Source organism: Celeribacter marinus (assembly GCF_001308265.1).
Classification (GTDB): domain Bacteria; phylum Pseudomonadota; class Alphaproteobacteria; order Rhodobacterales; family Rhodobacteraceae; genus Celeribacter; species Celeribacter marinus.
In genome coordinates this window covers 570288-592969 of sequence record NZ_CP012023.1, presented here as the reverse complement: position 1 = coordinate 592969, position 22682 = coordinate 570288, and the positions used below count along the sequence as shown (strand labels likewise).

Here is a 22682-nt window from a genome sequence, read left to right as displayed (position 1 = left end):
TGTGTGGCCGCTTGCGAAGCCTGTCGAATAATGCGATGCCAATCGTGAAACAGGTAAGGCTGATGGCATGAAAGTTATCATTTGCGGTGCGGGTCAGGTCGGTTGGCAAATTGCGCGTCAATTGTCGGGCGAAAAGAACGATGTGACGGTGGTCGACAACAACCCCGCCCTTGTGCGCCGCGCGACAGATACGCTTGATGTTCAGGGTATCGAGGGGCACGCCTCCTATCCCGATGTCCTTGAAAAGGCCGGTGCGCGCGACGCCGATATGATCATTGCCGCGACCCATTCCGATGAGGTCAATATGGTGACCTGTCAGGTGGCCCATTCGGTGTTTAACGTGCCGCGCAAAATTGCGCGTCTGCGGGCGCAAAGCTATCTGACGGCCATTTATTCCGATCTGTACCGCCGCGACCACATGCCGATTGATGTGGTGATCTCGCCCGAGCGCGAAGTGGCCGAGGCGGCGATGCGCCGTTTGGCGGCTCCTGCGGCGTTCGATACCCAAGTGTTTTTGGCGGGGCAGGTCCATTTGATGGGCATCCACCTTGCCGAGGATTGTCCTGTTCTCAATGCCGCGCTGCGTGAGTTGACCGAGCTGTTTTCGACGTTGCGGGTGACAGTTGTGGGCGTGCGCCGTGAGGGGCGCCTGTTTGCTCCCGAACCTGATGATCAGTTGTTTGCAGGCGACGAAGTGTATTGCTTCGTCCATTCGCAAGACGTCAATCGCACCATGGAAGTGTTCGGGAAAGTCCAAGCCAAACAGGACCGTGTCGTCATTTTAGGCGGTGGCAACGTGGGCCTCGGGGTTGCACAAGCCTTGGAGGCGCGCACCGAGCGGGTACGCGTCAAAATCATTGAGAAAGACCGCCGAGTGGCCGAACGCGCCGCTGACAGTCTTGAGCGGACCATTGTATTGCACGGTGACGCACTTGATACCGAACTCTTACAAGAGGCGGGCGTGTCGCGCGCCAATGCCGTGTTGTGTGTGACGGACGACGATAAGGTCAATATGCTCTCTGCCGTGCGCGCCAAACAGGCGGGCTGTGCCATGGCGATTTGTCTGGTCAACGATCCGTCTTTGGTGCCGATCCTCAATGCGCTCGACATTGATGCCCATATCAACCCGCGCGCCACAACGGTGTCGTCGATCTTGCGCCATATCCGTCATGGGCGGGTGCGCAACGTCTATTCTGTCGGGGACGGCGAGGCGGAGGTGATCGAGGCGCAAGTTTTGTCCACATCACCGATTTCGGGCAATAAAATCCGCGATATTGAGTTTCCCGAAGGGGTGCTTGTCGGCGCGATTATGAAAGGCGAGACCTATATCAAACCGTCCGGCGATACCCGTATCGACGAGGGCGATGTCATCACCATCTTCTCACTTGCGGCAGATGTGCCTGAGGTGGAGCGGCTCCTTCAGGTGTCGATCGACTACTTCTAATGAACCGCTTTTCGCGCATGCCCTTTTTCGTCCAGCTGATGCTGGTGGCGGGTGCGGCGATGATGGTGCCGGCGATTTACGGCCTTGTTATCCGCCAGCACGACGATGCACGCGCGTTTTTCTACGCGGGTGTGTTGTTGATGAGCCTTGCGGGGATGATTGCGATTGCGCGCGCGCGCCCGGAGGCGACAGCTGACCGTGATACCCGCCGCGACCGTGATCGCGAGGGGCGAAATCAGTTGATGACGCTTTTGCTCACTTACACGGTCTTGCCTGTCTTTTTGGCCGTGCCATTCGCGGAAGCCACCCAGAACACCACGTTCTTTAATGCCTATTTCGAGATGGTATCGTCGCTGACCACCACGGGGGCCACGCTCTTTGATGATCCCGAGCGATTGTCGCGCACGGTGCATTTGTGGCGCGCATTGGTCGGCTGGCTTGGCGGGTTGTTCGCGTGGGTCACCGCAATTGCGGTTCTGGCACCGCTCAATCTGGGCGGGTTCGAAGTGCTATCTGCGCGGCAGGTCGGCCAAGGCTCATCGAGTGCCACACAGATCATTCGCGTGGCCGCAGGGCCAGAACGCTTGGCGCGCTACACCGCGCGGCTGTTTCCGATCTACTTGGGCCTCACAGTCGGGCTGTGGTTCGCGTTGGCGATGGTGGGCGGCGCGCCGTATGTGGCGCTTTGCCATGCGATGTCGGTTCTTGCGACCTCGGGCATTTCTCCTGTGGGCGGGCTGACGGGATCGAGTGCGGGGATATTGGGCGAGGGATTGGTCTTTGCCTTTTTGTTTCTCGCCTTGTCGCGCAAAACGTTTTCGGTCGACGATGTGCGCAAAGACGCACTACCGCTTTACCGCGATCCCGAGATGAAAATCGGATTGGTGCTGTTGGTGGTTTTGCCGACCTTGCTGTTTATCCGCCACTGGGGTGGGGCCCTTGAGGTCGAGCGGGTCTGGGATGTGCCTGCGGCGCTCTCGTCGCTTTGGGGCGGCATCTTTATGGTGATGTCGTTCCTCACCACGGCAGGTTTCGAGAGCGCCTCGTGGGAAGAGGCGCGGATGTGGTCGGGCCTACAAGCTCCGGGGGTTTTGCTCTTGGGTCTTGCGATTTTTGGCGGTGGCGTGGCGACAACGGCGGGCGGGGTGAAGTTGCTGCGGCTCTACGCCCTTGTGCGCCACGGCGAGCGCGAAATTGAAAAGATGATTTCTCCCAACTCCGTGGGGGGCGCGGGCGCATTGGCGCGGCGCATTCGCCGCCAAGGTGCCTATGTAGCGTGGGTGTATTTCATGTTCTTCGCCTTCACCATTGCCGCCGTGATGATGATCTTGTCGCTGTTTGGCATCCATTTTGAAGAGGCCGCCGTCTATACGGTTGCCGCGTTGACCACGACTGGACCGTTGGTCCATGTCGCCGCCGAAGTGCCCTATTCCTTTGCTGATCTGGGGACATGGCCCAAGGCGGTCTTAGCCGCAACGATGGTTTTGGGGCGGTTGGAATTGCTGGCTATGATTGCCTTGATCAACCCCGATTTCTGGCGCCGCTAACCCACGGGTGACGCGCATTTGCACCGATTGGCAATGAACCCTGTCTCAAGGCTCTGAAATAGCTTTGCAAATCTTGACATTCACGGGGATTCACTGTGAGGATATGCCCAAGCGCTGTCCACGCAAGGCAGCTCGCAATATAAGCGCAAGAAAAAAGGCAACTATAATGGCCGGTGACAAACAAAATCTCCAAGACGCGTTCCTCAATCACGTTCGCAAAACCAAAGTTCCAGTGACGATCTTTTTGATCAATGGTGTGAAGTTGCAAGGCGTCATCACATGGTTTGATAACTTTTGTGTTTTGCTGCGCCGCGATGGTCAGTCGCAACTTGTATACAAGCACGCGATTTCCACGATTATGCCCGCACAGCCTATCAGCCTTTATGACGGTGAAGACGCGCAGTAACGCTTTGCTTTTGTGATGTGGTATCGGCCTGCACGGGATATGGCCCGCGCGGGCCACTTGTCTTTGCGCAAGGCGGGGATTACGTGAGTCTGGTGTGAAATATACAGTTCAGCGCGCTCTGATACAAAGTGGTCGCGGCGACATCCGCACACGCGATGAATAAACCAAAGGACCAAACGATTTGGGCGACTATTACGATCACGAGGTGGAACCAACGCGCGCGTGGGTGATCCATCCCGATATTACCTCAGACCGTGGACGGCGCGATGCGCAGCCGCGCTTGGATGAGGCTGTGGCCCTCGCGGCCGCCTTGCCCAATATCGAGGTACAAGGCGCGGAGATTGTGCGCTTGCCAAAAACGCACCCCGCCGCCTTGTTCGGCAAGGGCAAGATCCAGGAACTCAAAGAGCGTATCCAAGCCAGTGACGTTGAGCTGGTTTTGGTTGACGGTCCGGTGACGCCCGTTCAGCAACGCAATCTGGAAAAGGAATGGAAGGTTAAACTTCTGGACCGCACGGGCCTGATTTTGGAGATCTTTTCGGATCGTGCGCGCACCCGTGAGGGTGTGTTACAGGTCGAAATGGCAGCCCTGAGTTATCAACGTACCCGTCTTGTCCGGGCATGGACCCACCTTGAGCGCCAGCGTGGTGGATTGGGCTTTGTCGGGGGGCCGGGGGAAACCCAGATCGAGGCTGACCGCCGCGCCATTGATGATCACCTGAACCGTCTGCGCAAACAATTGGCCCGTGTGATCAAAACCCGCGAATTGCACCGTGCCTCGCGCGCAAAAATTCCGTTCCCGATTGTGGCTCTTGTGGGCTATACGAACGCCGGAAAGTCGACGTTTTTCAACACGGTCACGGGCGCAGATGTGTTTGTGAAAGACATGTTGTTTGCCACGCTCGATCCGACCATGCGTCAACTGAGACTTGAGACGGCCCACGGCGGGGACCGCGATATTATCTTGTCGGACACTGTGGGGTTTATCTCGAACTTGCCCACGCAACTGGTCGCCTCGTTTCGTGCCACGTTGGAGGAGGTGCTCGACGCCGATCTGATTTTGCATGTGCGCGACATCTCGGCCGATGAGACCGAAGATCAAAAGACCGATGTGCTCAAAATCCTCTCCGATCTGGGGATCAAAGAAAACGCGCCTATGATTGAAGTCTGGAACAAAATCGACAAGCTCGATGATGAGGCGCGGCTTGCGCGGTTGGAACGCGCTGAAGCCGACAATAACGTGTTCGCGATTTCCGCCGTGACCGGTGAGGGCGTCAAATCGTTGCTTGATGCCGTGTCTGCGTATTTCGAAGAAGACAAGATCGAGCGCGAAATAGTCGTCCCGTTCTCTGAGGGCAAGAAACGCGCATGGCTCTTTGCCGAAGGCGTGGTTTTGGGCGAGGCGGCGAGCGAGGAGGGCTACGTTCTGACCGTGCTCTGGACACCGCGTCAGGAAAAACAGTTTCGGGAGATGTAACGATGGACAATCACCTTTATCTCATGCTGATCGAAGCAGATGCAGGCTCAAACGCACACTTGGTTGCGGGGCGGCGCTATATCATCAATTGCTTTGCCGTGGCCGAGAGTGTCGATGGGGCTAAAGCGCCCGTGAACTCGTTTTTCTCTAGGTATGGTTGGAGCAATATCGAGATCCAAAAGATCAAACAGGTTCCGCTGCGCCTTTCGGCCTTTCCGACACCGGAACTCAAAGCGGCGGCACGTAAAGCGGCGGACAAGGGCGTGGGCTATGTCGTCTATGACAAGCCGGACACCCCGCCCGCCGTCACCACACACTAAGCACGCGTATCGCCCTTAGACGATGATGCCTTTGGTGAGGATGATATTGCCGTAAGGGCGCGGTTCGCCCGTTTGAATAATCGCAAAAGCGGCGCGGGCACGGTCGTAGAACGCGAACCTTTCGACGGAGACGATCGGGGCGGGATTGTCGCCCTTGGCGTCGATGATGGCCTGAAACTCGGCCACGGCGGGTGGGATTGTGTCGGGCGCGCCAACAACTTGCATCGTGACCGCGCGGTCCTCGACAAAGGTGTCGAGCGGGAACAGCGTCACGACAGCGTCCAGAATTTGTGAGGCATTCGAGCCCTCGCAGCGGATCACACGTTGCCCCATGCTTTGCGCGGGGAAATTGCTGTCCCCAATCACAAGCATGTCACCGTGACCCATTTGAGCCATGTAAAAAAGCGCCTCTGGCGGCAAGATGGCGGGGATATTATGCAACATGATGACGTCCTTTCGGGAGCGTGGCCTATTGGGCAGGTGATGGAGTGAGGTGTGTCGTGCCAACGCCTGCAGCGCGGGCCAGTTCGGGGTCGAGTGACATCGGCACGTATTCCCCGCGCCGCCACAACTCGCCCAGATCGTCATAGTGACGCGAAAGCGGATGACCCGATTGACCCGTGGCGGTGATGAATACAGAGCTGTCGGGGTCGGCAAAGTCATAGACCCCGCGGTAAGCGGCGCCGTGGACATTGGCAAAGGGCATAGCCCCGTCACCAGCTGTGACACCGCGCATTAATGTGTTGTCGCCGCCTGATGTGGTTTGGCGAATGTTCACGATCCATTTGAGAAACGGAACCTCTCCCAAAACGGGATGTTTGTGGATCGCCATATGCGCATCGCCCCACCGTACAGATTCCAACGCGGATCCATAGGTTTGCTCAATCCACACAATGGCATCGTCGAGTGCAAGTCGGGCAATGTCGTTACAGGTTTCGGTGGCAGCCGATTGCAAGACATCGCACCATTTTGATGCCCCGCCAATGTCACGAAAGACCCGTTCGATGAAAATAGGCTCGACGTGGTTAAAGGCGTGGGACAAGGGGCCAAGGTCATCGCGGATCAGGCGGTTTTGCAACTCGCGCATCCATGCGTAATAGATCAGTGGCTCTGGCATGTGCTCGTTCATCTCGCCGTTCCATTCGGCCAGCAGTGTTAGCGCCTTTTGGCGTTGTGCCTCGGGCGTGCCGTCCAAAGCGGCTTCGCCCGTGAACCATAGATCTGCGCCCACGAGCGGGAGGAGCGAGCGTGCAGAATAGGACACGATATCGTTTTGCACCTCGATGAAGCTGTCACGGGTGTGCACCTCGCGGCTTTGCATCAAGCGGCGCCAGCGCTGAATGCGTTGGGTGTCGCCCCAGTGGTAAGACAGATGGTCGGGGAACGCGGCCTCAACGGTTTTGTTGTTGGTGTTGCCGACAATGCCCGTGCGGTCGCTTTCGAAGAGCGGAAGGGCATCGTAGTCGCGCCACCCTTGCCACCTGTTTGTGGCGATCCAACCGGGTGAGGGGATACGGCCCTGACTTTGGTGTTGCGGGTCACGTTTTGGGGCGCGGCCAATGACTTTGAGTGCCACGCTGTCGTGTTGGGCCAAGGTCAGGTTGAGGGCAGGGGCGACAAAGCCGCGTGCCGCCTCGACGCCACCCGCAATGGTATCGGCGCGCATTAGGGCAATCACGGCACTCATTGAGGTGTCATCAGGGGCCAATGCCGTCCACGACAACGCCATGACGTGATTGGGTGGGGTCACGGTATTGGCGTTATACGCCCCCGCAGGAAGCACAGGCCCGTTATCCGTCCATTGCAATTCCAACGTGACGGGCGGTGCATCTTTGATCCGCACGATCGAGGGCTGTGTGCGCATGGCCTTGTACCCGTTCGGGGTTTCCACCTCGTTGGGATTGGCGGGATTGAGGCGCTCCACATACAAATCAGCGTCATCGACATAGGCGGAGGTGATGCCCCAGCCAAAGGTGTCCTTGCGTCCGGCCACAATGGCGGGAATGCCCGCAATACTCGCGCCGATCACATCGCCGGTCGAGAGTTGCAGGCGCGCCAGATACCACGCTCCGGGTGCTGAAAAGTTCAAATGCGGGTCATTGGCCATGAGAGCCGCGCCAGAGGTCGAGCGTTTGGGTGCTGCGGCCCAGACGTTTGACGCCCCACCAAAGGGGGAGGTCGGCGGGGTCGCAAAGGCAAAGGTGATATCACTGTCAGGCGTATAGGCGGGCAAGGTCGGAAACAGGCTGGCGTATTCGGATAAGAGGGCTGTGCCCGTCCCCGGTGCATCTGGCAAAATGTCGCGAAGGCGCTCAGGCCCGATCATAAGCGATGTGCGCGCGCGCAGGACTTCCGAGGAGGCTTGGTCCGACAACTGAAAGGCCACGAGCTTCATCAAGGCGATGCTATCCACAGGCCGCCAATAGGAGATTTGCGCAGGGAACATAAAGAATTCTGGCGCGCCGCGCCCCATAGCGCCGGTGTTCACGGCCGTGATCCACGCATTTACGCCGCGCGCGTAGGCCTCCAGTGCGACCATGGCATCGGGTGTTTGCGCGGCGACCGAGGCATCAGCTGCGGCGTAAATCCCCAAGCGGCGCATCAAGCTATCGGTGGGCAGGGTCGTGTCACCAAAGACTTCCGACAGTTTGCCCTGTGCGGTGCGGCGCATCAGCATCATCTGGAACAATCGGTCTTGGGCATGTGCAAATCCCATCCCGTAAAACACATCGGCATCTGTGGCGCCAAAGATATGCGGCACGTTGGCGGTGTCTCGTACAATCTCGACGGGGGCGGTGATCCCCGCAACCTCATGCGTTGCGTTGTAATCAGGAAGAGAGCGTGAGGCGAGCCAATAGGCGAGCCAGCCACCCAAAAGGGTCACAATAACAAGGCCCGTTACGAGCTTGAGAAGAATAGAAAAAATACGCGCCATAGATACTGTGCCGTTCATAGTCATTATGCGGAATCGTGAGTTGACGCGGCCGCGACAATCCCTACCGTCTTGTCATCGTGTTAAAGCACACCTGTGTGCAATGGAAAAGGACGGGATGAGCATGGCGAAGGTCGCATTTTTGGGGTTAGGCGTAATGGGGTACCCGATGGCGGGTCACTTGGAGGCTGCGGGTCACGAGGTGACGGTGTTTAACCGCACGGCGGCCAAGGCGGCCACATGGGCACAGGATCATAAGGGCGGACATGCCGTGACCCCGCGCGAGGCTGCGGCGGGCTGTGATTTCGTCATGGCCTGTGTGGGCAATGATGACGATTTGCGCGCTGTGTGTTTGGGCGCGGACGGCGCGTTTGCGGGCATGTCCGAGGGTGCGATCTTTGTCGATCACACCACGGTGTCGGCCATAGTCACCCGTGAATTGGCGCAACTGGCGCAGGACGCGGGGCTTGGCTATGTCGATGCGCCTGTGTCTGGTGGTCAGGCAGGGGCCGAAAACGGCGCTTTGTCCGTGATGTGTGGCGGCTCTGAGGCGCAGTATGCAGCGGCCGAGCCGATCATGGCGGCCTACGGCAAAACGGTTAAGCGACTGGGTGAGGTCGGCATGGGTCAGACGGCCAAGATGTGCAATCAGATCTGTATTGCGGGACTGGTTCAGGGGCTGTCAGAGGCGCTACATCTCGCGGAAAAATCCGGTTTGGACGGTGAGGCCTTGGTCGAGGTGATTTCGGGTGGGGCGGCGGGCTCTTGGCAAATGGCCAACCGTCACAAGACCATGTTGGCGGATGAGTACGAGCACGGGTTTGCCGTGGACTGGATGCGCAAAGATCTCGCGATTTGTTTGCAAGCGGGCGATGACGTGGGCGCAAGCCTGCCTGTGACGGCACTTGTCGATCAGTTCTACAAGGACGTGCAAAAGATGGGCGGCGGGCGTTGGGACACCTCAAGCCTGATGAAACGCCTTAAATTCTTTGGATAAGGCCTAAACCGCGAGAAAGGGCTTGCCTGAGGTAAGCCCTTTCATCCTTTCGCATGGACCTGCTATAAGCGCCCTTAAGCAAAAGGGACCACGTTCATGCCACCCAAGAATACATCAGGTCGCGGCGCGCGCGATTTGCGCGTCAAAGTCAAAACAGCGCGCGGGCGCAAACTCTCCTCCACATTGTGGTTGGAGCGCCAACTCAACGACCCTTACGTGAAACGCGCCAAGGCCGAGGGCTATCGCGGGCGCGCTGCGTTCAAGATCCTGGAGCTGGATGACAAGTTCCGCTTTTTGGTGCCTGGTGCGCGCGTGGTTGATTTGGGCTGTGCCCCTGGCGGGTGGTGTCAGGTGGCTGTGCGCCGTGTGAATGCACTGGGCGAGAAATCTGGCAAAAAGATCGGCACCGTGTTGGGCGTCGACCTTCAGGATATTGAGCCGATTGCAGGGGCCGATGTTCATACCCTTGATTTCATGGAAGATGGCGCAGACGATCAGGTCAAACACTGGCTTGGCGGCGAGGCGGACGTGGTGATGTCGGACATGGCGGCCTCGGCCTCAGGTCACAAACAGACCGACCACAACCGCATCATGGCGCTGTGCGAAGCGGCGGCGTATCTGGCGTTTGACGTGCTCAGCCCCGGTGGGACATTCGTGGCCAAAGTTTTGGCGGGTGGCGCAGAGGGTGATTTGCAAAAGTTGCTCAAACAGAATTTCGAGAAAGTTCTGCACATCAAACCTCCTGCCTCGCGTTCGGACAGTTCGGAAAAGTTTGTGGTTGCCACGGGCTTTCGCGGGCACACGCTTGGCGCTGATGACGACGACGAGGCGTAACGCCGATGAGCGACTGGGCGCGGATCACCTGTGGGGCGTGCGAGGTAGCGGTTGATCCCGCGCTGGGCAACATCCGCCGCTTTTTGGTCGATGGACGTGAGGTGTTTCACACGGCGCATTGGGTTGGCACGGACCGTGCACCGCTTGCGGGTGCGCCCGTTGATCAACATCTCTCGGGTGATTTCTTTGCCGCGCCGTTTGGGGCGTCCGATCTGATTGATGCGCCCAATCACGGGTGGAGCGCGAATGCGCCATGGACAGGTTTGGCGCGCGCCCAAGACACCGATGACGCCCAGATGCAGTTTGTGCTGGAGCGTGATGTGATGGGCGCGCGGTTGACCAAGACCCTCGCGCTACGAGGCGGCCACCGCGTGCTGTACCAAACCCATGAGATTTCCGGCGGGCAGGGCGATCTGACCTTTGCCCACCACCCGATGTTTCGCATGGCGGCGGGGGGGCATCTGGCCTTTTCACCCAAACGCGCCGCCCTCACCACCGCGCCCGCGTTGGAGCCGGAACACGTTTTGGCCTATCCCGCGCGCAGCACGGATCTACGCGCCTTTCCGGCAAAGGATGGCGGCACATTCGATTTGACGCAGTATCCAAGCACAACGGGCCATGAGGATTTCGTGACCCTGATTGAGGCGCAAGGGGCCGCGATCGGGTGGACCGCGCTGACGCGAGCCGCCGAGGGGGACATCATTGTCGTTCTCAAAGACGCGCGTGTTGCCCCCGTAACGATGCTCTGGCTGTCCAACGGGGGGCGTGGATATGCGCCGTGGGACGGGCGGCATACGGGCGTTTTGGGCATTGAGGACGGGTGTGCGGCAGGGGCGCAGGGGCACCGTGCGGCCACGGGCGACAACGCAATTGCGCGCGAGGGGGTCGCAACCACTCTGCCTCTTGGTCCTGATGTGATCCACACCGTGCGCCATGCCATTGCGGTGTGTGATCCGCCACACGGGTTCGGGCGCGTGGCACATGTCCGCGTTGAGGGGGCGACACTCCAGATTGCCGACACAGATGGCGCAGTGATCGATATGGCGTTTGATCCGGCGTTTTTCGCCGCTTAGCCGCGCACCAACGCAAACATGTATCTGACATAGATCAAGGTCACGCATAGGCAGGCAGGGTAGGCGTGACGCCACCCTTATAAGAAAGCCCTGAGCCATGCGCGTTACAATCCGGACCAACCTTGCCATTCGCGTACTTATGGCCTGTGGCGTCAATACCGACCACATGGTGCGGCGCGCCGAGATTGCGCAGGCCACAAACGCGTCGGAAAACCATCTCGCCCAAGTGGTGCACCTGTTGGCCTCCGAGGGGTATATTAAGACCGTGCGCGGGCGCTCTGGCGGATTGGCGTTGGCGCGTCCTGCATCCGAGATTTCGGTGGGTCAGGTGTTTCGCCAATTTGAGGCAGCAACCCCCTTTGCCGAATGTTTTGAAGGGGCGCAAAATACCTGTCCGCTCAAGGATGTGTGCCGGTTGCGCGATGCCCTCATTGCGGGTTTGGCGGCATTCTACGGCGTTTTGGATCAGATCACGATTGAGGATCTGGTGCATGATAACGCCGGTTTGGAGGGGCTATTGAGCATGCCTAACCCTGCGTCGACGATGGCGGCGTCATGCGGCGCACAGGGCGCTACGGCTCATTAACCCGCGCGCCGGCCTGTGGTGAACGTGCCTACTGCTCTTCGGCGGCTTTGGCCTTATACGCCTTCAAATAGGCCAAAAGATCTTTCTTTCTCGCGGGCTTGGTGACTCTGCCCACTTCGCCCATTCCTACGGGGATGATGCCCGTCGAGACGGTGTAGCCGCTTAAAAACACAAAGGGCACGCCCAAATCGGCTAGTCGTTTGGCCACGCATTGACTGTTTTGGGACTGGCCCAAGTTGTAGTCGAGAAACCCGAACTGGATGTCATGGCTCTCAATTGCCGCAAGGGCGTCCTCTTTTGTGCTACATAGGCACACTTTGCCGTAGCCCTCCGTCTGTAAGGTCTGTTCAATCGTCAAACCGACCAAGGCGTTGTCTTCAAGTACCAAGATTGCAGAGTCTTTCATGCTCGTTTTCGCTCCTCTTGTTGCCTCGCACCTGTGGGTGCGGGGGGCAGGGCTATTTGACCTGTTGTAACGGTTCACTCTTAAACATCATTCGCTGAAATGAGCGCGCTGTCATCTTCAATTTTGGCCAACGCGAAATCCAGTTCGAAAAACAAACCGTCTTTTCGATAGTCGCATGTGACATCGGCGGCCAAGTCGGTTTTGAGGACGCGCTCTAAAACCAAGCTGCCAAATCCAGTGTGTTTGGGGGCTTTGGTGATTTTGGGTCCATTGTGTTCGGTCCACGTCAAATGCGCATGGGCAACACCGTCTTTTTTATGGATGCGTGTGACAACCTCCACAAACCCCTTTGGCCGCGAGAGCGCACCGTATTTGGCGGCGTTCGTGATCAATTCGTGAATAGCCATCCCGACTGACAAGGCCTGTTCGGCGGTCAACTGGATATCGGGTCCCGACATATTGACGCGGGCGTGGCTATTCGTCTCGAACGGTTTGGCCTCATTTGCGACAATGTTGGACAACGCTGTGGTGGTCCAATTCGCATCGGTCAACAAGTCATGGGTGCGCGAGATCGCACTCAAACGATCCTCCAAACGGGCGTGATACACGGCGGGGTCATCGACGCCGACCAGTAACAGTTGTGAAATGGAACTGATCACAGACAGCGTATTTTTCACGCGGTGCTGCAACTCGCCCATCAACAATTTTTGTTGTGAGTTTTGCGCACGCACACGTTTGACGATCTTTGTTTGTTCGGTGACTTCGCGCACGCAGGAGCCAACCGCAAACACCTTGTCCTCTTGCCATAAAGGGTAGAAGTCAGCGATGAAATGACGCTTCACCCCCGGTGCGGCGGGGGTTTCGCCGTCAATGGTGAGGCCAAATACCGGCTCGCCGGTCGCGAACACTTCCTCGTAGATCGCGCCAGTGAAATCTTCAAAGTCTGGAAGGAGATCGCGGAATGTCCGCCCGATATGCTCCTCGACGCTAAAGCCGTTCATGTCCGCAAGACTGGAGTTGATGCGAACCCATCGCAAATCGCGGTCCATTAGGGACAATCCAACCGGGATGGTGTCGTACAATTTCTCAAGTTCGGCATATTGCCGTGCGAGTGCTCTCTCGTTCTCTTTGAGACTGTTTTCGTAGGCCTTGCGCTGTGTGATGTCGACAAACGATAACACATATCCGTCCAGACGGTTGTCCGTGGTCCGGTACGGTTTCATCCGCAACATGTAGGTTTGCTGCGTGTCCTCAATGGCGAATTCGCGCTCAAGCACTTGTAGGGTGGTGTCCACCGTTTGCGCATCGCTTTTGAGGTCGGGGTAGACAATGCGCGACGATAGATCATCGATCGGACGACCGATATCGCGTGATTTGATCCCGAAAATGTCGGAGGTGGCGGGGGTAAAGTTCCGGACGCAAAACGCGCGGTCGACGAACAACACCGCCAGATCGGTCGATTCAAACAGGTTTTTGAGGTCCGAATTGGCACGCGTGAGCAGACGGTTGTTTTCTTTGAGTTCGGCGTTAACGGTTTCGAGTTCCTCGTTGATCGCCTCCAGTTCTTCGCGGGAGGTTTCCAACTCTTCGTTCGAGGATTGCAATTCCTCGTTCATACTCATCAACTCTTCGTTGCCGCTTTTGAGTTCTTGGCCCGAGGTGTCGAATTGTTGCAAGGTCATGGCCAGTTGTCGGCGCAGCTGAGCGTTCTCGGTTTCAAGAATGTCACGGCTTTCGATATCGCGCTCTGACATCATGTCGGTGAGATCAACCCCGTCCATGGCGCGGACCTGCGTCATGATCAAGATGAAGTCAGTCCCACTTGGCGCCACTTCGATATCAAAGATACGTCTATCTTTGTCATCAAGCAGGACCACGCTGTCAACGCGCGCGGAGTGTCCGGTGTCGACCGCTTGGGCGAGGGCCGTGCGCACGGGAAAACGCAGCTCTCGCATCAGATAGGAATCGATCATGCTCGACGGTGCGCCGCTGGATGGTTGGACGAAACCCGTCATGCTTTGAGAGAGATACAGGATTTCCCCTGTCTTTGACACGAGCGCAAAGGGGGACGCAAAATGGCGCAGATAGGTGCGCTCTACCGTGCTTTCGCGAGAGTTTTCCGTCGACTGTGACACTTTATTCGGTGGCATGGTTTGGAAGGGCTGTAGCGGTGTGGGCTGACGTGGTGTCTCGTCAATCGCCGAATAGCTAGCGCGCACATCGGTATTCTTGCGAAAAATCCGCCAGCTTTTGTCGAGCGTTTCAAATAGCTTTTCTTCGCCCACCAGCGTTTCCGATGGACCAAGGAACAAATTGCCACGACCGCGCAGGGCAAAGTGAAAACGCGGGATGACCTGTTTTTGCAGGTTGGCCGAGAGATAAATCATCAAATTGCGGCATGAGATCAGGTCTAGTCGCGAAAACGGCGGATCCTGAAGCAGGTTGTGAGGCGCAAAGACACAACATTCGCGCAGACGCGGGATGGTGCGGTATTGACCGTTCTCAGGTTGAAAAAAGGTGTTGCGACGCTCCTCGGTCAGGCTTTCGACCGCGCTTTGGGAATAGAGTCCGTAGCGGGCGGACATCAGTGCAGGGGTGTCGATATCTGTGCCAAACACTTGAAGCGGGCGGCGGTCGCCCACCGCCTCCATCTCCTCAATGAACAGCATGGCGAGGGAGTACACCTCTTCGCCGGTCGAGCAACTGGGCACCCAAACGCGGATGGTTTTTTCGTTGTGTTCTAGGATGGGTTGAATGGCCAAGACGCGCAGGGCCTCAAACGCCTCTGGATCGCGAAAGAACTCTGTGACTCCAATCAAGAAATCTTGGGCCAACAGCTTTGCTTCGTCGTCATCTTCCAGGACCGCGAGAAAGTCGTCGACATCCTTCAGGCGCAAGGCCGCCATGCGCCGCTCTATCCGTCGCACCAAAGTGCCGGGTTTATAGTCGCCAAAGTCGTGACCGGCCGCCTGTTCCAAGCGCTCGAAAAACCGTGGGAGGGCGCTGTGAATCTCGGCCTGAAGACGTGATGATCCTTCTTTACTCGGTACGTGGGCGCGGCGCTTGATCACGTCGTCGATGCGCACAGGGATTTGTGCAGCGGGTAAAATGAAATCCACCAAACCCGTTTCTATGGCGCTGTCAGGCATGCCCGCAAACCGCGCGCCCTTGCGGTCTTGGACAAAGGCCACACCACCGACCGCCTTAATCTCGCGCAAGCCTTGTGACCCATCGGAGCCGGTCCCCGACAAAATCACACAATAGGCATCGCGACCGCGTTCACGCGCCAGCGATTTGAAAAAGGCGTCAATCGGCTTGTGTTGCGTGTCACTGGGATCTCGCGCCGTCAGGTGCAGTATATCGCCGTCAATATCAGCAACATGACCGGGAGGGACGACATAGACCTGATTTGGCACAATTGTTTCGTTGTCGAGGACTTGCGAGACGTGCAGCTCGGTCTCGTGTTGCAACAGCTCGTGGAGAACGGATTTTTGGGTCGGCGCAAAGTGTTGGACAATCACATAGGCCGCGCCAGTATCAAGTGGCGTACTACTCATCATGACTTGCAGGGCTTCTAGGCCGCCTGCGGATGCGCCGATGCCGACGATAGGAATGACTGTCATTTTAGACATTGCGCCCCCTAAAGTTATACACGTTTAACGTTAGCTTCTTTGTTGTGCCATACCACCCCAAAATCGCACCATCAAGTGTGCATATCTGCACCCAGTTGCGGTGATCGCGCAGGGTCGACCTGTCGGTTTCTGGTATGTCGAGTGCCATCATGATCGTATGTGTCGTCATTGGGAATGCCTCCTCAGTCAACCAATGCGCAGCGGTGGTTTCGCTGACCAGCGCGCATCAAAATGTTGAACTGTACAAGAGGTGCGCAGTGACTGCAAAAATACCAATGATTGAATATATAGCGCCTTTTGGATTTCTTTTCCACTAAATGGTAAGCCTAATAGCGCTTTAGTGTAATTGACGTGGCGCAAAGCAACCGCTGCCGCGCCGTGTTTAGGCCGCAAAATGAGGCCGCATGACGAGCGCTTGCCGCGGTTTCAATCTCCGCGGTTTATGTTGCAATACCAATGCTCTCAGGAGGTGCGCCGCATCGGTCTGACACGGGCCTGACGTTACACAGATACCACATGGGGTTGCGAAAATCTGTGACAACACGGCGCAAAAATGTTAGGATTTTCACATAATGTTTTGATAATCATAACGGAAACTCAATCTACACGTGCGCCATGTGGCATTTTGTCTTGGGGTGATAGGCATGCATGATCACAACGGCACAGGGCCGCTCAAGGGATATTAGAATGGTGACGCCACCAGACATCCAGACGCTGCGCGACCAAATGGCGGCCTTCGATGTCGCCCGTGATGCGTTGTCCATCGGCCAGTGGGGCGGCGGGTACAGCTATATGAATGCCAGTCACCGCCAAATGTTCGGGTTTACCCATGATGAGGATATATCAGGCGCGACGTGGCGCGATTGCTTTGGTCCCGCGATGACGCCCCCGCAAGAGGCGCAGATCATGCATGCGGTGATGACGACAGGTGCGTGGCGTGGTGAAATGCGCGCACGGCGCCGCTCGGGTGAGGTCTTCGACGTCGAGGTGTCTGTGTCTGGGGTCGGGGAGGACGGGTTTGTCAGCATCGTCCACGAGATATCCGCACGCAAAGACGTTGACGTTCAGCGCGGGCGGCAACGTGGTCTGATTGAAAAAGCGCACCGCCGAGACGCTATTGCGCAAGTGGTGCAAAAGGTTCGCCACGATTTTGGGAATGTGATCGCGGTTGTGTCGGGAACCGCGCAGTTGATGGAGACTGCCGTGGCGGGAAATGAGCCACTGACGCAGGGCGTGGCGCGGATCGGGCTGGCCATGGATGCAGCGATGGAGATTTTGGACGATCTAAGCCAGTTCGACCGCCCCAAGGCCGTGCGATCATGGTGCGACCTACACAGTTTGATTACGCAAGGCGTTGATCTTATTGAGACTTACCGCCTTGCACAGATTGAGGTAGAGGTCCACGCCCCCCAAACGCCACAGGTGATATGTGTCGATCAGCGCGATTTTTTACAGGTGTTTCATCACCTGATGCTCAATGCCTGCGAGGCCGCGACACAAGACGTCACGCGTGTGACTGTATCGCACTGCGCGCCGCATGTGGCGGCGCTGCGCGGGCAGGCCTATGTCGGAGACGGCGATGATGGGGTGACGCGGGCGTGGTTCGAGATCAAGGATACGGGACATGGTATCGCGCCCGATGTGCTCGCGCGACTACGCACGCCGCATGTCTCGACCAAGGCGGAAAAGGCGGGGTTTGGCCTTTCGATTGTGTCGGAGATTTTGTGCGCCAATCGCGGTGTATTGTTCATTGAGAGTGGCGAAGGCACGACCATCACCGTGGGGTGGCCTGTCGACGAGGGCGATGTCTTTTCGGATATGGCCGCGTTCGATGTGCTCGCGCAGGATCGACCGCTTGCGGGGGCCACTATTTTGGTTGTGAGCGATCTGCCGCTTGTTGCTGATCTCTTGATGCAAATGATTGATGCGGCCGGTGGTGTGGCGATGGCATCACGCAGTGTCGATGTCGCATGCGAGATGGTGCGTGATGAACCCGATATGTGGTCGGGCGTGGTGGTAGATATGCAGGCTCCCGAATTGAGCAGTGTGGCCATCGCAACCGCCGCCGCGTCCTGCGTGCGCCCCATTCCGACACTTTTGCTGCGCGACACCGCCGCCGAACTGGCAGACATCGCGCCAATGTTCGCGGCCTGTGTCGATAAACCCATCACGCCCGATGCATTGACCAAAGCCATCGCCGCTGCCCTAATGTCGCGCGCCTGAGACGCGCTAGACCTAAGCCGTAGGCCATGTTTGATGGTGTGCAGTGTGGGTAAGATGCACCCTTTGTCGCATGGGCTATTTTCGCAGCCAAACTGATCTAAGTGTCTAACAACGAAAACACATAGATCACGGAGCCTGTCGGTGGACACACTTCTTTTGTCGCGCATTCAATTTGGTGCAAACATCTCGTTTCACATTCTTTTCCCAACAATAACAATTGCTTTGGGTTGGGTGCTGCTGTTCTTCAAGGTGCGGTTTGCCATGACAGGGGATCGCAAATGGATGGACGCCTATATGTTTTGGGTAAAGGTTTTTGCCCTGTCATTCGCGATGGGCGTGGTCTCTGGCATTACGATGTCGTTTCAGTTTGGAACGAATTGGCCGGGCTTTATGGAAACCGTTGGCAATGTCGCAGGGCCACTTCTGGCCTACGAAATCATGACCGCGTTTTTCCTTGAGGCCGTGTTCCTTGGCATCATGTTGTTTGGCGCAAGCCGCGTTAAATCATGGGTGCATACATTGGCTACGTTTTTGGTGGCGTTCGGCACGACGATGTCAACGTTTTGGATTATCGTGCTGAATTCATGGATGCACACCCCCCAAGGGTATGAGCTAATTGACGGCGTGGTGCATGCCACCGACTGGTTTGCAATTATTTTCAATCCGTCAATGCCGTACCGTTTCGTGCATATGATGCTCGCATCTGGCTTGACCGTTGCCTTTTTGATTGCGGGTGTTTCGGCTTTGCGGATGCTGTGGGGCGATCGGGGTGAGGACGTGAAAGCGGCGCTTCGTGTGGGTATCATCGCGGGGGCGGGCCTTATACCGCTGCAAATTTTGGCTGGTGATTTTCACGGGCTAAACACGTTGGAATACCAACCAGCCAAGGTCGCCGCGATGGAAGGCAACTGGGACACAGGGCCAAATATTCCTCTGGTTTTGTTCGCCATTCCCGATGAAGACGCACGTGAAAATCGCTATGAAATCGCGATCCCAAATCTAGCCTCGCTGATTTTGACGCATAAGGCAGAGGGTGTTGTGCCGGGCCTGAATGATTTTGTGAGTGAGGCCGGCGAGGTGCTGCATCCGCGCGTCGCCCCCGTATTTTTTGCTTTCCGTATCATGGTCGGTACAGGGGTCGCCAATCTGGCGCTGTCGTGGCTGGGGCTGGCACTGCTACGCAAATACGGTGCGGGCAATATGCCGAAACTCCCGCTCTATGCGTTTTGTGCGATGAGCTTTAGCGGTTGGATCGCGACATTGGCGGGCTGGTATACGACAGAAATCGGACGTCAGCCGTGGTTGGTACAGGGCGTGTTGTCCACCAAAGATGCGGTGAGTGACGTGCCTGCCGGTATGGTTTTGGGGACACTGATTGGATACCTCATTGTCTACGCCATCCTGATTTTCGCCTATATTGGTGTGATCACTTATCTTGCGCGCAAGGCCACCACGGGCGAGGCGTATAGCGTGCGCAATTATCCCCGCGGCCGTGAGGCCAATGTTTCTGCCATTCAGCTAGGAGAATAGAGATGGCGTATTTCGCAGACCCCGCCGTTTGGCTGCCATGGACATTCGCCGCGTTGATGGGCCTGTCGACCCTGATCTATGTGGTTCTGGATGGGTTTGATCTGGGTGTGGGGTTGTTGATGCCGCTTGCCGATGAGGACCAAAAGGATCGTTTGGTCGCCTCTATCGGGCCATTTTGGGATGCAAATGAAACATGGCTTGTATTGGCTGTCGGCCTGCTTTTGGTCGCGTTCCCACCCGCGCATGGCATCATCCTGACGGCGCTCTATTTGCCGGTGTTTATCATGCTGATCGGCCTGATTTTGCGCGGTGTTTCATTCGAGATGCGTGCCAAAGCACCGCTGGCTCAAAAACGCATGTGGAATGGCGCGTTCTTTGCGGGCTCGCTCATGGCATCGCTCAGTCAGGGTTTCATGTTGGGCATGTACATCATGGGCCTCACATGGACATGGGCGCATGTGGGCTTTGCCGCGTTGACTGCACTCTTTCTCACCGTTGGGTATAGTTTTATTGGCGCGGCATGGCTCATCTGGAAGACCGAAGGCGCATTGCAGATACGCGCCATCCGATGGGCCAAGGGGGGCATTTGGGGACTGGTGGCGGGTATAATCGCCATTTCCATCGCCACGCCGTTCGTCAGTGCACGCATTTTTGACAAATGGTTCAGCGTCCCAACGGCGTTCTATCTTGCGCCGCTGCCGATCATTTCGGTCCTACTTGTTGTGTTTGTGTGGTGGCAATTGGCGCGTCTGCCGCTGAACCACGATCGTTGGTCGTGGACCCCGTTTGCTGCGGCGACAGCGCTGTTTACGCTGGCCTACGGCGGCATGGCCTATTCATTCTATCCCTATGTGGTGCCCAAAAAAATCACGCTGTACGATGCTGCATCTGCACCGGAAAGCCTGTTTATTATCTTGATCGGAACCGTTTTCGTGCTGCCGGCCATCGTGTGCTATACATTGCTGTCGTATTACATTTTCCGCGGTAAGGCGCGGGATCTGCGATATGACTAAGGACACCCTCATTCAGTCGCCTCGCGCATTCGGCCGAAAAGTGGAGCGAACCAAGCGATATAATCATACTGCTATCGCGTTGAGCCTTCATTCTTTGGGCATATCGTCTAAAGGCACATCATATGTGTGTGGCGGAGAGACAGGGATTCGAACCCTGGGAACCCGTGAAGGCTCAACGGTTTTCGAGACCGCCCCGTTCGACCACTCCGGCATCTCTCCGCGGGGAAGTGGTGGTGCGATTTAGCCGTGCTTTTGGGCGACTGCAAGTCCCTTTTGAAAATTAATGCGGGGTGTCGTGATATGCGATGTCTGCGGGGGCAGGGTGGGTGCCTCCGCGCGCTGTCGCAGATGTGAGTGCCGCGACCTTGGCAAAGGCTACAGGCAGGGTTAGGTGTTGGCGGAATCGGCTATGTCGGTGTGGCGCGCCAGCGCAAGGGCGCTATATCCAATAAGCCGAGTGTTGATTTGACACCGTGCCGACCCAAAGGACTGCCCTGCGATGCCCAAACGCTTTATGCTCGTGAAAATTCTCTTGTCTGTGCTGATGGCCGGCCTTTTGGCGGTGTCCTTGGGGCGCGGTGCGCGTGCACAGACGACCTCGGATGATATCGACGCCTTGATGGATGCGCTCCACATGACGCAGATTGTCGAGGTTCTGGCCAGAGAGGGGCGGGGTATGATCGATGACCTCGAGGTCGACGGGAGCGGCGTTCCGTATGCCGCTTGGGTCAGCATGTTGGCCGATTTGTACCGCGCCGATGTGATGCTCGACGCCTTTCGGGGGGAGATGGGCAAAGCACTTGAGGGCGCGGATATCGCGCCGATGCTCGCGTTTTTCGAAAGCGATTTTGGCCAGACCGTGGCCCAGCTCGAATTGGACGCGCGGATTGCAATGGGCGACGAGGGGATGGAGGACATGGCGGCGCAGGCATGGGCCGAGCTCGCCCCGGATAGTGCGCGTGCAGAACTGATCGACGCTTATGTCACCGCCAATGATCTCATCGAGATGAATGTGGTCGGGGCGATGAATGCCGATTACGCCTATATGGTCGGGTTGGGCCAAAGCGGTGGTGATGTGCCGATGATGTCGGACGCGGATATTTTGCGCGATATTTGGAGCTACGAGCCAGAGGTGCGTGCCGACATTTCACAATGGGTGTATGGCTATTCGACACTGGCGTACGAGCCATTGAGCGACGATGAGTTCGCACAATATATTGCGTTTTCAAAGTCCGCAGCCGGATCAAAACTCAACTACGCGCTGTTTGCGGCGTTCGATGCGGTTTATGCGGATTTGTCGCGCGCCTTGGGGGCCGGAACGGGGCAATTGTTGCACATTTTCGACGGCCAAGAACTTTAAGGGGTCGGACGTCGCGGGACAGGCACGACAGGTCTGTGTTTTTGGCAGTATGCCCTTGACTTGACCGTCTGGTTCCACGATACACGCGCCACTCGGCGTGCCATAGGGTTCGATCGGGTCATTTTCTATTGGTCGGTGGCGCATCGCGCATAGTCTTCGGATGGCTGACTTGGGAAATGGACTTAATGACAATCTCGTCCCCATGGAGGGACGCGCTGTCTGAGGCAACAAACGTTGGGGCATCTGATCCCAAGGCCAAAGGACGCGGGTATATAGAAAAGGACGACTGCATGTTTGCGGTTCTGAAAACCGGCGGTAAGCAATATAAAGTGCAAAGTGGTGACATTTTGCGCGTTGAAAAACTTGCCGCTGTTGCTGGTGAAACACTCCAGTTCAACGAGATTTTGATGGTGGGTTCCACCATCGGTGCGCCATTTGTGGCGGACGCAGGCGTACAAGCCGAAGTGATCGACCAGATCAAGGGTAAGAAAGTTATCCACTTCGTTAAGCGTCGTCGTAAGCACTCCTCCAAGCGCACCAAAGGCCACCGTCAGCAGCTTACGCTTCTGCGCGTGACCAACATCCTTGAAAAAGGTGCCGAAAAGTCCGGCGTGAAAGCAGCTCAAGGTGCAGGGTCCGTACCCGCATCTGCAAATGTTGCCGCTCCGACAAAAGCCGCTGCCCCTAAAGCAGCAAAAGCCCAAGCGCCTGCCGCTTCTGGTTCTGACGATCTGACAGCCATCACCGGCGTTGGTCCCGCAGCAGCTAAGAAGTTCAACGACGCTGGCATCACAACCTACGCGCAGCTCGCTGCCGTAGACGCGGCAACATTCGACGCCGTAAAAGTGAAGCCTGAGTGGGTTGATCAGGCCAAAGAACTGGCTCAGTAAGCGATAAGTTAG

The 22682-nt window shown here is 57.1% G+C and carries 19 protein-coding genes and 1 tRNA gene; 14 read left to right on the top strand and 6 right to left on the bottom strand.

What is annotated here, in order from left to right; all coding sequences use genetic code 11:
- The first annotated feature begins 67 nt into the window (after nt 1-67).
- The 5 genes from trkA to IMCC12053_RS02815 all read left to right on the top strand — a co-directional run bounded on the left by trkA (nt 68) and on the right by IMCC12053_RS02815 (nt 5194).
- Nucleotides 68-1444, top strand: coding sequence for a Trk system potassium transporter TrkA (trkA, locus tag IMCC12053_RS02835; protein ID WP_062215552.1), 1377 nt, complete (start codon nt 68-70; stop codon nt 1442-1444).
- Nucleotides 1444-2991 (top strand): TrkH family potassium uptake protein, encoded by a 1548-nt coding sequence (locus tag IMCC12053_RS02830; RefSeq protein ID WP_062215550.1) that lies wholly within the window; start codon nt 1444-1446, stop codon nt 2989-2991. The genes trkA and IMCC12053_RS02830 overlap by 1 nt, the downstream gene beginning before the upstream one ends.
- Nucleotides 2992-3157: 166 nt before the next feature.
- Nucleotides 3158-3397, top strand: a complete 240-nt coding sequence (gene hfq / locus IMCC12053_RS02825) for an RNA chaperone Hfq (RefSeq protein ID WP_062215548.1) — start codon at nt 3158-3160, stop codon at nt 3395-3397.
- A 181-nt stretch (nt 3398-3578) separates the two neighbouring features.
- Complete coding sequence (hflX, locus tag IMCC12053_RS02820; RefSeq protein WP_062215547.1) at nt 3579-4874, top strand: GTPase HflX; 1296 nt, start codon at nt 3579-3581, stop codon at nt 4872-4874.
- 2 nt (nt 4875-4876) lie between these two features.
- Nucleotides 4877-5194, top strand: a complete 318-nt coding sequence (locus IMCC12053_RS02815; RefSeq protein WP_062215545.1) for a hypothetical protein — start codon at nt 4877-4879, stop codon at nt 5192-5194.
- Nucleotides 5195-5209: 15 nt separating this feature from the next.
- Here the strand turns inward: IMCC12053_RS02815 and IMCC12053_RS02810 are convergent, their stop codons facing one another.
- Together IMCC12053_RS02810 and IMCC12053_RS02805 are read right to left on the bottom strand one after the other, a co-directional pair.
- The gene (locus IMCC12053_RS02810; RefSeq protein WP_062215542.1) at nt 5210-5638 is read right to left on the bottom strand and encodes an RbsD/FucU family protein; all 429 of its coding nucleotides are present in this window, start codon (nt 5636-5638) and stop codon (nt 5210-5212) included.
- A gap of 25 nt (nt 5639-5663) precedes the next feature.
- On the bottom strand, nt 5664-8129 hold the full coding sequence (locus IMCC12053_RS02805; RefSeq protein ID WP_062215540.1) for a penicillin acylase family protein: 2466 nt from the start codon (nt 8127-8129) through the stop codon (nt 5664-5666).
- Nucleotides 8130-8229: 100 nt separating this feature from the next.
- Here IMCC12053_RS02805 and IMCC12053_RS02800 point away from each other — a divergent pair, with 100 nt between their 5' ends.
- From IMCC12053_RS02800 to IMCC12053_RS02785, 4 genes are all read left to right on the top strand, one after another.
- Nucleotides 8230-9123 carry an NAD(P)-dependent oxidoreductase gene (locus IMCC12053_RS02800; RefSeq protein ID WP_256209971.1) on the top strand — a complete coding sequence of 298 codons (894 nt, stop codon included), beginning with the start codon at nt 8230-8232 and terminating at the stop codon, nt 9121-9123.
- Between the two features lie 96 nt (nt 9124-9219).
- Nucleotides 9220-9957: an RlmE family RNA methyltransferase gene (locus tag IMCC12053_RS02795; protein WP_062215536.1), complete on the top strand. Its 738-nt coding sequence runs from the start codon at nt 9220-9222 to the stop codon at nt 9955-9957.
- Between the two features lie 5 nt (nt 9958-9962).
- Nucleotides 9963-11030 (top strand): hypothetical protein, encoded by a 1068-nt coding sequence (locus tag IMCC12053_RS02790; protein ID WP_062215534.1) that lies wholly within the window; start codon nt 9963-9965, stop codon nt 11028-11030.
- 97 nt (nt 11031-11127) lie between these two features.
- Nucleotides 11128-11616 (top strand): RrF2 family transcriptional regulator, encoded by a 489-nt coding sequence (locus IMCC12053_RS02785; RefSeq protein ID WP_062215531.1) that lies wholly within the window; start codon nt 11128-11130, stop codon nt 11614-11616.
- 28 nt (nt 11617-11644) lie between these two features.
- On the opposite strand, the gene IMCC12053_RS02780 is transcribed toward IMCC12053_RS02785, so the two are convergent.
- From IMCC12053_RS02780 to IMCC12053_RS15745, 3 genes are all read right to left on the bottom strand, one after another.
- Complete coding sequence (locus IMCC12053_RS02780) at nt 11645-12022, bottom strand: response regulator (RefSeq protein ID WP_062215529.1); 378 nt, start codon at nt 12020-12022, stop codon at nt 11645-11647.
- An 80-nt stretch (nt 12023-12102) separates the two neighbouring features.
- Entirely contained in the window at nt 12103-15654 is a 3552-nt protein-coding gene (locus IMCC12053_RS02775; RefSeq protein ID WP_062215528.1) for a chemotaxis protein CheB, read from the bottom strand.
- On the bottom strand, nt 15647-15823 hold the full coding sequence (locus IMCC12053_RS15745; protein ID WP_156320731.1) for a hypothetical protein: 177 nt from the start codon (nt 15821-15823) through the stop codon (nt 15647-15649). The genes IMCC12053_RS02775 and IMCC12053_RS15745 overlap by 8 nt, the downstream gene beginning before the upstream one ends.
- Before the next feature lie 518 nt (nt 15824-16341).
- Here IMCC12053_RS15745 and IMCC12053_RS02770 point away from each other — a divergent pair.
- The 3 genes from IMCC12053_RS02770 (at nt 16342) to IMCC12053_RS02760 (ending at nt 20420) form a co-directional block, all read left to right on the top strand.
- Entirely contained in the window at nt 16342-17877 is a 1536-nt protein-coding gene (locus IMCC12053_RS02770) for an ATP-binding protein (RefSeq protein ID WP_062215525.1), read from the top strand.
- A gap of 141 nt (nt 17878-18018) precedes the next feature.
- On the top strand, nt 18019-19407 hold the full coding sequence (locus IMCC12053_RS02765; protein WP_062215523.1) for a cytochrome ubiquinol oxidase subunit I: 1389 nt from the start codon (nt 18019-18021) through the stop codon (nt 19405-19407).
- A 2-nt stretch (nt 19408-19409) separates the two neighbouring features.
- Complete coding sequence (locus IMCC12053_RS02760) at nt 19410-20420, top strand: cytochrome d ubiquinol oxidase subunit II (protein WP_062215522.1); 1011 nt, start codon at nt 19410-19412, stop codon at nt 20418-20420.
- A 129-nt stretch (nt 20421-20549) separates the two neighbouring features.
- Here IMCC12053_RS02760 and IMCC12053_RS02755 read toward each other — a convergent pair.
- Nucleotides 20550-20639 (bottom strand) — tRNA-Ser (locus tag IMCC12053_RS02755).
- Nucleotides 20640-20919: 280 nt separating this feature from the next.
- On the opposite strand from IMCC12053_RS02755, the gene IMCC12053_RS02750 reads away from it, so the two are divergent.
- Nucleotides 20920-21780 carry a DUF2059 domain-containing protein gene (locus tag IMCC12053_RS02750; protein ID WP_062215521.1) on the top strand — a complete coding sequence of 287 codons (861 nt, stop codon included), beginning with the start codon at nt 20920-20922 and terminating at the stop codon, nt 21778-21780.
- Nucleotides 21781-22070: 290 nt separating this feature from the next.
- A complete protein-coding gene (locus IMCC12053_RS02745) occupies nt 22071-22670 on the top strand; it encodes a 50S ribosomal protein L21 (protein ID WP_062215520.1) in 600 nt (199 codons plus the stop codon).
- The last annotated feature ends 12 nt before the right edge of the window (nt 22671-22682 follow it).